The sequence below is a fragment of the Cupriavidus sp. GA3-3 genome, assembly GCF_000389805.1.
Taxonomy (GTDB): Bacteria; Pseudomonadota; Gammaproteobacteria; order Burkholderiales; family Burkholderiaceae; genus Cupriavidus; species Cupriavidus necator_D.
Map to the genome: position 1 here is coordinate 115038 of NZ_KB944498.1, position 7533 is coordinate 122570.

Annotated in this window: 7 protein-coding genes, 1 tRNA gene and 1 pseudogene; 3 read left to right on the forward strand and 6 right to left on the reverse strand. The window is 67.1% G+C overall.

Translation table 11 applies throughout. The features are described 5' to 3' along the window. The first annotated feature begins 250 nt into the window (after positions 1–250). Genes C265_RS23955 through C265_RS23965 form a run of 3 tightly spaced genes read left to right on the forward strand, consistent with a single transcriptional unit; the run spans position 251 to position 2642 of the window. A complete protein-coding gene (locus C265_RS23955) occupies positions 251–850 on the forward strand; it encodes a YfiR family protein (protein WP_011615706.1) in 600 nt (199 codons plus the stop codon). Beyond that, a complete protein-coding gene (locus tag C265_RS23960) occupies positions 847–2112 on the forward strand; it encodes a diguanylate cyclase domain-containing protein (RefSeq protein WP_010814361.1) in 1266 nt (421 codons plus the stop codon). The genes C265_RS23955 and C265_RS23960 overlap by 4 nt, the downstream gene beginning before the upstream one ends. A gap of 8 nt (positions 2113–2120) precedes the next feature. Next, on the forward strand, positions 2121–2642 hold the full coding sequence (locus C265_RS23965) for an OmpA family protein (protein ID WP_010814362.1): 522 nt from the start codon (positions 2121–2123) through the stop codon (positions 2640–2642). A gap of 16 nt (positions 2643–2658) precedes the next feature. On the opposite strand, the gene C265_RS23970 is transcribed toward C265_RS23965, so the two are convergent. The 6 genes and pseudogenes from C265_RS23970 to C265_RS23995 form a co-directional block, all read right to left on the reverse strand. Then, positions 2659–2934 carry a hypothetical protein gene (locus C265_RS23970; protein ID WP_010814363.1) on the reverse strand — a complete coding sequence of 92 codons (276 nt, stop codon included), beginning with the start codon at positions 2932–2934 and terminating at the stop codon, positions 2659–2661. A gap of 51 nt (positions 2935–2985) precedes the next feature. Next, the gene (locus C265_RS23975) at positions 2986–3834 is read right to left on the reverse strand and encodes a D-amino acid aminotransferase (protein WP_010814364.1); all 849 of its coding nucleotides are present in this window, start codon (positions 3832–3834) and stop codon (positions 2986–2988) included. A gap of 119 nt (positions 3835–3953) precedes the next feature. Further along, entirely contained in the window at positions 3954–4475 is a 522-nt protein-coding gene (locus C265_RS23980) for a GNAT family N-acetyltransferase (RefSeq protein WP_010814365.1), read from the reverse strand. A gap of 313 nt (positions 4476–4788) precedes the next feature. Continuing rightward, positions 4789–4879 (reverse strand) — tRNA-Ser (locus C265_RS23985). 85 nt (positions 4880–4964) lie between these two features. Then, positions 4965–7016, reverse strand: a complete 2052-nt coding sequence (locus C265_RS23990; protein WP_010814366.1) for a VC_2705 family sodium/solute symporter — start codon at positions 7014–7016, stop codon at positions 4965–4967. 102 nt (positions 7017–7118) lie between these two features. Continuing rightward, a pseudogene (locus C265_RS23995) lies at positions 7119–7533 on the reverse strand (acetyl-coenzyme A synthetase); the annotation flags it as partial.

Below are 7533 nucleotides of genomic sequence, written 5' to 3' on the forward strand. Positions count from 1 at the left end.
GTGCCCGCCACGGCGAAGCGCTGCGCGCGTTCCCGCCTGACTTCAGGAAAACGACCCAAAACCGTTAAACATTCCGTATCACGCCGCGTCGCAAACGGGCCCCACGCAAGCATGCCCGCACAAGCGGGTTCCGGGGCGGATTCCGCCCGTGCCGGACGCTTGACCGCCCGGAACCCGCCCCCGGACAATAACCGCGGCTGCGGCCAGCCCACCATCCATACAGGCCGTACCGAACCTCCTTTCCCAGACCATGGCTCCTGCCCCAGCCAGCGCCCTTCCCAGTGCCGATTCCACCCGACGTCCACCGCTGCTGCGCCGCGCCCTGCCGGCCCTGCTCGCCGTGACGCTGGCGGTGCTGCCGGCCATGCTGCCGCCGGCGGTGACGGCGCAGCCCGCGCCGCAGCGCACCGACCTGGTCGCGCGCGTGGTCTTCAGCCTGCTGGGGTATGCACGCTGGCCGGTTGAGCGCGACCCGGTGCGGCTGTGCGTGGACAGCACCAGCCGCTACTCCGCGCGGCTGATGGAAGGCGGCACGCTCGCCAACGGCCGCCCGGTGCGCGCGCGCCAGGTCGACGTGCTGGCCGACATGCTGCATCCGGCCTGCGATGCCCTCTACATCGGCGCCATGAACGAAGCCCGCCGCAAGCGGCTGTCGGGCGAGCTGACCGGCCGCCCTGTGCTGGTGATCGCCGAGGAAGACTTCGAGTGCGAGGTCGGCAGCATGTTCTGCCTGAACATCCGCGACCAGCAGGTCTCGTTCCGCGTCAACCTCGACACGCTCGCCCGCAGCGGCGTGCACGTGCACCCCGGCGTGCTGCAGCTGGGCCGCCGCAAGGGAGCGCCGTCATGAGCGCCCACCAGCCGGCGCGCGGCAACGGCGCCCGCCCCACCCTCTACAGCGTGCTGCGCCGGATCCACCTGGGCGTGGCGCTGATCGCGGTATTTACTGCCGGGGTATCGCTGACCGCCCTGGGCCTGACCGCACTGCGCGTCTATGCCGACCACAACGTGCGGCTGGTGGCCCGCTCGATCGCCTACACCCTGGAGGCGCCGGTCGTATTCCGCGACCAGGCGGCCACCGGCGAGACACTGGCGGCCATCGCCGCGTCCGAGGACATCGCGCGCGCCACCGTCTACGACCACGGCAACCACGTGCTGGCCGAATGGCAGCGCCCCGGCCAGGCGCCACTGACCGGCTTGCGCCACGTGCTGAGCGAGTGGCTGAGCATGGGGGTCGTGGAACAACCGATCCTGCACCAGACGCAACAGGTCGGCATGCTGCGCGTCAGTGGCGATCCCCGCAACCTGCTGCATTTCCTGCTGCGCGGCGCGCTCGGCCTGCTTGGCTGCCTGCTGCTGACCGCCGTCGGCGCCCACTACCTGGCCAGCCGGCTGCTGGTGCAGATCGTCGAGCCGCTGCGCAACCTGATGCGCGTGGCGCACGCGGTGCGTTCCAAGCGCGATTTCGCGCAGCGCACGCCGCCGGCCAGCATCGCGGAACTCAATGCCCTCAGCGAGGACTTCAACGGCCTGCTGGACGAACTGCAGACCTGGCAGAACCAGATGCAGCACGAGAACCGCTCGCTCGCCCACCGCGCCAACCACGATGCGCTGACCGGCCTGCTCAACCGCGCCGCCTTCGTCGAAGCGCTGGAGCACGCTGTGCGCCATGCCGCTGCCAACGACGAATACGCGGCCGTGCTGTACCTGGACAGTGACGATTTCAAGAACATCAACGACCGCCACGGCCATGCCGCCGGCGATGCCGTGCTGGTGGCCGTGGCCCAGCGCATCCGCGCCAGCCTGCGCGCCGGCGACACCGTGGCACGCATCGGCGGCGACGAATTCGCCGTGCTGGCCGCAGCGCTGCGCGCGCCGCGCGACGCCATCCATATCGCCGAGCATATCCTGCAGGCGATGTCCGCCCCGATCGACCTGCCCGACGGCAGCACGGTGCAGGCGTCGCTCAGCATCGGCCTGGCCGTCTTCCCTGTCCACGCGCAAGGCAGCCAGGCGCTGCTGCACGCGGCCGACGCCGCCATGTACGGCGCCAAGCGGCGCTCCGGCGGCACCTGGCAAAGCGCCGAGCCGCGCCTGGACGTCACGCAATGAGAACCCGCATGCCCGAACGCCTGACCCCGCCCTGCTGGAAGTCCCTGTGGAAACTCTGGCTCGCCGCCGTCGTGCTGGCGGGGCTGTCGCTGGCCGGCTGCCAGACCGCGCCGCCCGCCACCGGGCTGTCTCCGGCCCAGGTCGCGGTGCTGAAGCAGGAAGGCTTCGCCCTGACCGATGAAGGCTGGGAACTCGGCTTGTCAGACAAGCTGCTGTTCGGATTCAATGAGGACCTGATCGACGCTGAGCGCGCCGCCAATGTGCAGCGCCTCGGGCGGGCGCTGAAGGGCGCGGGCATCGAGCGCCTGCGCGTGGATGGCCACACCGACGACGCGGGCTCGGCCGAATACAACCAGTCGCTGTCAGTGCGGCGCGCCGAAGCGGTGGCAAGGCTGCTGGGGGGCGCCGGCTTTGCGCCGGAAAACATCGAAGTTCGCGGACGGGGCAAGAGCCGCCCAGTGGCCGACAACCGCACCGCCGCCGGACGCAGCGAGAACCGGCGCGTCGCCATCGTCGTATCGGTCGAGTAGGACGACGGCCGGCGCTTCAGTCCCCGAACGGATTGGGCGCGCGGTTCTCCGGCGCGTCGCTCAGGTCGAACTCGTCGCGCACCTTGTCGACCACCGCGCGGATGCTGGCCTCGTAGCCGGACGCATTGCCGAAGCCCGTCATATTCCAGTTGCGCCCGCGCGCATCGCGCGCGTGCGGCACAGGCGCCGGCACCCGGACCTTGGCGCCGTCCTCGCCGATTTCATAGATTTGCTGGATGCGCCGGCTCACCTCGTCCTGCAGGGCACGCCGGCCACGCTCACGCTTGGCCATGGCTGACTCCTCGATCGATCCCGAGGCATCCTAGCACGCACGCAAATCAGCTCAAAGCGCAGCCTTGGCAGCCTGGTACGCAGCGTAAAGCCGGCCAAAGACCGGCCCCGGCACCCCCTTGCCGATGGCGCGGCCATCGATAGTCACCACCGGCAGCAGCTCCTTGCTGGCCGACGACAGCATCACCTCATCGGCGGCGAACACCTCTTCCTTCGCAATGCGGCGCGCCTCCAGCGCAATCCCCAGCGCGGCACAGACCTCTTCCATGAACCCATAGCGGATGCCTTCCAGGATCAGGTTGTCCTTGGGCGGCGCCATCACGCGGCCATCGCGCACCACCCACACATTGGACGCCGACGCCTCGGTCAGCCAGCCATCCCGGAACTGGATCGCCTCGATCACGCCGTGCTCCACCGCATGCTGCGCCGCCAGCACGTTGCCCAGCAGCGACGTCGACTTGATCTGGCAGTTCAGCCAGCGCCGGTCCTCCATCGTCACGCACGCCACGCCCTGCTCAAGCATCTGCGCCGACGGCAACGCCATCGGGTTGGTCATGATCAGCACCGTCGGCACGACCTCCTTCGGAAACGCATGCGTGCGCTTGGCGACGCCGCGCGACACCTGGATGTAGACCAGCTGGTCCGACAGGCCGTTGGCCTCGACCACCTCGCCGACCAGCTCCAGCCACTGCCCGGCGCTGTATGGATCGGGAATCCCGATGCCCTCCAGGCTGCGGTGCAGGCGGGCCAGATGCTGGTCCGCGCGGAATGGCTTGCCGTTGTAGTAAGGGATGACTTCGTAGATGCCATCGCCAAAGATGAAGCCGCGGTCGAGGACGGGGATGCGGGCTTCGGAGAGAGGGGTCAGGGTGCCGTTGAGGTGAACGATGGGTTCGGACATTGGGGCAAGTGCCATAGATTCGAAATAGATGCCTGATTCTTTCACGGGCAGGCACACAGGTTCATGCAATTTGCGCATGAGGTTGGCTACCCGTGCCAAGCCGGCGCCGGCGCGCAGGCTCAGGCTGGCGGCAGCGCTTTCGACAGCAGCACAGTGGTAAAGCCGCTGTCCCAGCTTTCGTCGGGATAGAAATCGATCTCGGCATAACCATGGCGCCGGTAGAACGAGCGGCTTTGCACGTTGAATGTGTCCGTCTCCAGCCTCGCCTCGCAATGCCCGGCGCGGGCAATCTCGCCTTCGGCATGGGCCAGCAGCGCCCCGCCCAGCCCCATGCGTTGCCATGTTCGCCCGACATGCAGGGCCCAGATAAAGTTGTTCTCCCAATCCACCATGGCCGCGGGCACGCCATCCACGCAGGCTACGCGGAATGCTTGCAGGCGCGCTTCGACGTAGCTTCGGGTCTTGCCTTGCCGTTCAAAAGCAGCTGCCGCGGCGGCTGTCAATTGCGGCTTCCAGGTGCCGAGGTAGGTGTCGGTCAGGATGGCTTCCACCGCTTGCGCGTCTGCGGGCAAGGCGGGGCGGATTTCGAGTTGGAAGGTGAGTTTGGTCATGGCCGGGAGGATACCGGGCACCGGGTACATGGCGGAAGCCCTCTCACGGACACTAAAACTTGGCGGACAGAACGACTGGCTTGGCACGCTCAGCCAATCCGGCGCCGAGATGGCTGGCATAGCCATGTCGCCTTGCGGCAACACCTCTATTTAGAGGGATGCGCGATACAAGGTCCTATACGACCATCGCTCACGGGCGATCCCGCGACTCGCCCACTACTACTTCAGCCCTCGCCTACCCTGGCCGAGGGCTTTTCTTTGGGCCCTTCAGGCATACGAAGCCACCAGAGACTGGAAACAAAAAAAGCCGCCCAGGCGGGCGGCTTTGCTTTGCATAGTGTTCTGGCGGAGAGAGGGGGATTCGAACCCCCGATAGGCTGTTAACCTATACACGCTTTCCAGGCGTGCGACTTAAACCACTCATCCATCTCTCCGGGAAGTCCGAGATTATAGCAGAGTTGCCTGGCGAATCCAGTGCCTCGTCGCCGTATCCCCCCTTACTTGACAACCCCATCCGCCCTACCCCTTGCGCAGGTAGCTCACCAGCCGGTCGATCACCGGTGCATTGCGTGGCGTCAGCAGGCTGACGATGATGGCCACGGCGAAGCCCGCCGGCACACCGAAGGCGCCGGAGGCGATCGGGTCGACGCCGAACCAGCGGTTGCCGAAGATGCCGGTCATGCGGGTGAAGAACGGGTAGTTGACGATGATGTAGTAGACCGCCACGCCCAGCCCGGCGGCCATGCCGGCGACTGCGCCGGCGGCGGTGGTGCGGCGCCAGAAGATGCCGAGGACCAGTACCGGAAAGAAGCTGGAGGCGGCCAGCGAGAACGCGGCGCCGACCAGGAAGAGGATATTGCCGGGGCGCAGCGATGTGACGTAGGAGGCAAAAAGCGCCACGCCCAGCAACACGATCTTGGCGGTGGTGACGCGCCGCTGGTGGCTCGCCTGGCGGTCGACCATGTGATAGAAGACGTCGTGCGAGAGCGCATTGGCGATGGTCAGCAACAGGCCGTCGGCGGTGGACAGCGCCGCGGCCAGGGCGCCGGCGGCGATCAGGCCGGAGATCACGTATGGCAGGCCGGCAATTTCCGGGGCGGCCAGCACGATCATGTCGGGCTGGAGCAGGATCTCGGCCCATTGCACGATGCCGTCGCCGTTGACATCGCGGATGCCGAACACGGGTGGATCGACCTTGCGCCATTGCACCACCCACTGCGGCAATTCGGCGTAGGGGGTTCCCACCAGGTGCTGGAAGAACTCGAATTTGACCAACGCTGCCAGCGTGGGCGCGGACACGTACAGCAAGGCGATGAAGAACACGGCCCAGGCCACGGAGTTGCGCGTTTCCTTGACCGACGGGGTGGTGTAGAGCCGCGTCAGGATGTGCGGCAGGCTGGCGGTGCCGACCATCAGGCAGAACACCAGCAGGACAAAATTCAGCCGCTTGGTCTTGCGCTCCTGCTCCGATGCCGCGGGATAGGGTTCGGTCGATGACAGCGAATGGCGGCTGCGGGCCAGTGCGTCTGCCCGCTGCTGGTTCCACTGCTGCTGTGCCGCCGCGGGGTCGCGCGGGAATTCCAGCCGTTCGCGCTCCAGCGACTTGATGTCGCGCAGCGGGGCATTGCGCGTGCGCAGGTCCTGCAGCCGCGCGTCGAGCGCGTCGCGCTCCTGGGCAAAGGAATCGGGCAGCCGGGCGATGCGCTCCTGCAGCAGGATGGCCTGCTGCCGGTAGTACTCGCGCACGGCCTGCTCGGCCGGCTCGCGCTCCAGTTGCTGCTCGCGCGCGTCGAGTTGCGACAGCAGCGTGCCGTAGCTGAGCTGCGGCAACGCTTCGTGGTGATGCTTCCACGCGATCATCGATACCGTGACCAGGAAGGCGACGATCATCATGATGTACTGCGCCACCTGCGTCCATGTGACCGCGCGCATGCCGCCCAGGAACGAGCACACCAGGATGCCGGCCAGCCCGAAGAAGATGCCGACGGCAAACTCCACGCCGATAAAGCGCGTCACCACCAGCCCCACGCCCTGGATCTGCGCAACCAGGTAGACGAAGGAGCAGAGCGAGGCCGCCAGCACCGCGATCGCGCGCACTGGCAGGTTGCCGCCGGGCTTGCCGTTGCCGTAGCGCGCCGCGAGGAAATCGGGAATGGTGTAGCCGCCGTACTTGCGTAGGTACGGCGCCAGCAGGAAGGCCACCAGGCAGTAGCCGCCGGTCCAGCCCATCACATAGGCCAGCCCTTCGTAGCCCGAGGCAAACAGGATGCCGGCCAGGCCGATGAAGGACGCCGCGCTCATCCAGTCGGCGGCAATCGCCATGCCGTTGAACAGCGCCGGCACGCGCCGCGAGGCAACGTAGTACTCGTTCAGGTCAGAGGTGCGGCAGATCAGGCCGATGCAGGCATAGATCGCGATGGTGATGAAGAGGAAGACGTAGCCGAGCCACAGCGCATCGGCATTGGACTTTTCAAGCAGCCCCATCATGCCGACGAAGCCGAACAACCCTAGCGTGAACAGGCCGTAGTACAGCAGCAACCGTCGGCGAAAGCGCGACTGGGCTTCAGGCATTGGGGACGGTCCGTGGTCGGTGGGGGGCTATCGTAACAAACCCGCCGGCGCGCGGGAACGCGGCGGCGGGTTCAAGGGCTCGATCGGGCCGAAGCCAGACGATCACTGCGCCTGCTTGAGCTGCTCCAGGATAGCCGGATTCTCCAGCGTCGAGGTGTCCTGCGTGATCTCCTCTCCCTTGGCCAGCGACCGCAGCAGGCGCCGCATGATCTTGCCCGAGCGCGTCTTGGGCAGGTTGTCGCCAAAGCGGATGTCCTTGGGCTTGGCGATCGGGCCGATCTCCTTGCCGACCCAGTTGCGCAGCTCCGTCGCGATCTTGACGGCCTCTTCGCCAGTCGGACGCGAACGCTTGAGCACGACGAAGGCGCAGATGGCCTCGCCGGTCATGTCGTCGGGGCGGCCCACCACGGCGGCTTCGGCCACCAGCGGGTTGGACACCAGCGCGGACTCGATCTCCATCGTCCCCATGCGGTGGCCCGACACGTTCAGCACGTCGTCGATGCGGCCCATGATGGTG